Origin of the sequence: Psychrobacter sp. JCM 18903 (assembly GCF_000586475.1) — a bacterium.
Classification (GTDB): Bacteria; Pseudomonadota; Gammaproteobacteria; order Pseudomonadales; family Moraxellaceae; genus Psychrobacter.
This window is the reverse complement of sequence record NZ_BAWJ01000050.1, coordinates 1-1,962: the sequence shown is the minus strand read 5'-3', so window position 1 is coordinate 1,962 and position 1,962 is coordinate 1. Positions and strand designations below refer to the sequence as shown.

The following is a 1,962-nucleotide window of genomic DNA, read 5'->3' as shown; positions in this document are numbered from 1 at the left end:
AAATCACTTGTTTCTATTTATACTATTAGCACTTAAAGCTTATTCGTCTATAGTGGTGGAGCCAAACGGAGTCGAACCGTTGACCTCCTGCGTGCAAGGCAGGCGCTCTACCAACTGAGCTATGGCCCCATTATAAAATGGTGGGTCTAAGTGGACTTGAACCACTGACCCCCGCGTTATCAACACGGTGCTCTAACCAGCTGAGCTACAGACCCAATTACGCTTGTTAAAACGTAAGCTTAAACTAAAGAACAACTTGTTGTGAATTCTTGCTGACCGAATGCCATCTATAAGGAGGTGATCCAGCCGCAGGTTCCCCTACGGCTACCTTGTTACGACTTCACCCCAGTCATCAACCACACCGTGGTGAACGCTCCCCCGAAGGTTAAGCTATCCACTTCTGGTGCAATCAACTCCCATGGTGTGACGGGCGGTGTGTACAAGGCCCGGGAACGTATTCACCGCGGCATTCTGATCCGCGATTACTAGCGATTCCTACTTCATGGAGTCGAGTTGCAGACTCCAATCTGGACTACGATAGGCTTTTTGAGATTCGCATCACATCGCTGTGTAGCTGCCCTCTGTACCTACCATTGTAGCACGTGTGTAGCCCTGGTCGTAAGGGCCATGATGACTTGACGTCGTCCCCGCCTTCCTCCAGTTTGTCACTGGCAGTATCCTTAGAGTTCCCGGCTTAACCCGCTGGTAACTAAGGACAAGGGTTGCGCTCGTTGCGGGACTTAACCCAACATCTCACGACACGAGCTGACGACAGCCATGCAGCACCTGTATTCTAATTCCCGAAGGCACTCCCGCATCTCTGCAGGATTCTAGATATGTCAAGACCAGGTAAGGTTCTTCGCGTTGCATCGAATTAAACCACATGCTCCACCGCTTGTGCGGGCCCCCGTCAATTCATTTGAGTTTTAACCTTGCGGCCGTACTCCCCAGGCGGTCTACTTATTGCGTTAGCTGCGTCACTAAGTCCTCAAGGGACCCAACGACTAGTAGACATCGTTTACGGCGTGGACTACCAGGGTATCTAATCCTGTTTGCTACCCACGCTTTCGAGCCTCAGTGTCAGTATTATGCCAGAAGGCTGCCTTCGCCATCGGTATTCCTCCAGATCTCTACGCATTTCACCGCTACACCTGGAATTCTACCTTCCTCTCACATACTCTAGCTCTACAGTTTCAGATGCAGTTCCCAGGTTAAGCCCGGGGATTTCACATCTGACTTATAGAGCCACCTACGCTCCCTTTACGCCCAGTAATTCCGATTAACGCTTGCACCCTCTGTATTACCGCGGCTGCTGGCACAGAGTTAGCCGGTGCTTATTCTGCAGCTAATGTCATCGTCCATGGGTATTAACCATGGAGTCTTCTTCACTGCTTAAAGTGCTTTACAACCAAAAGGCCTTCTTCACACACGCGGCATGGCTGGATCAGGGTTTCCCCCATTGTCCAATATTCCCCACTGCTGCCTCCCGTAGGAGTCCGGGCCGTGTCTCAGTCCCGGTGTGGCTGATCATCCTCTCAGACCAGCTACAGATCGTCGCCATGGTAGGCCTTTACCCCACCATCTAGCTAATCCGACTTAGGCTCATCTAATAGCGAGAGCAGTAAACTGCCCCCTTTCTCCCGTAGGTCGTATGCGGTATTAATACGAGTTTCCCCGTGCTATCCCCCACTACTAGGTAGATTCCTAAGTATTACTCACCCGTCCGCCGCTCGTCAGCGAGAAGCAAGCTTCTCCTGTTACCGCTCGACTTGCATGTGTTAAGCCTGCCGCCAGCGTTCAATCTGAGCCATGATCAAACTCTTCAGTTTAATCTTGCTATGAAGCTCTTTAAAGAAGCTTCTAAACTTGGCTCATCTAATCTGGCAAAATCGCTAAAAATTATGTTCGTAATGAATTAACTTTGAGTTTTTCTGCTGTCTTAAATGATAATTTTTATAGTTA

The 1,962-nt window shown here is 49.7% G+C and carries 2 tRNA genes and 1 rRNA gene; all 3 read right to left on the bottom strand.

What is annotated here, in order from left to right:
* Nucleotides 1–53 precede the first annotated feature (53 nt).
* A tRNA-Ala gene (locus tag TT12_RS14955) sits at nt 54–129 on the bottom strand.
* 9 nt (nt 130–138) lie between these two features.
* Nucleotides 139–215 (bottom strand) — tRNA-Ile (locus TT12_RS14950).
* 75 nt (nt 216–290) lie between these two features.
* A 16S ribosomal RNA gene (locus TT12_RS14945) occupies nt 291–1,829 on the bottom strand.
* Nucleotides 1,830–1,962 lie beyond the last annotated feature (133 nt).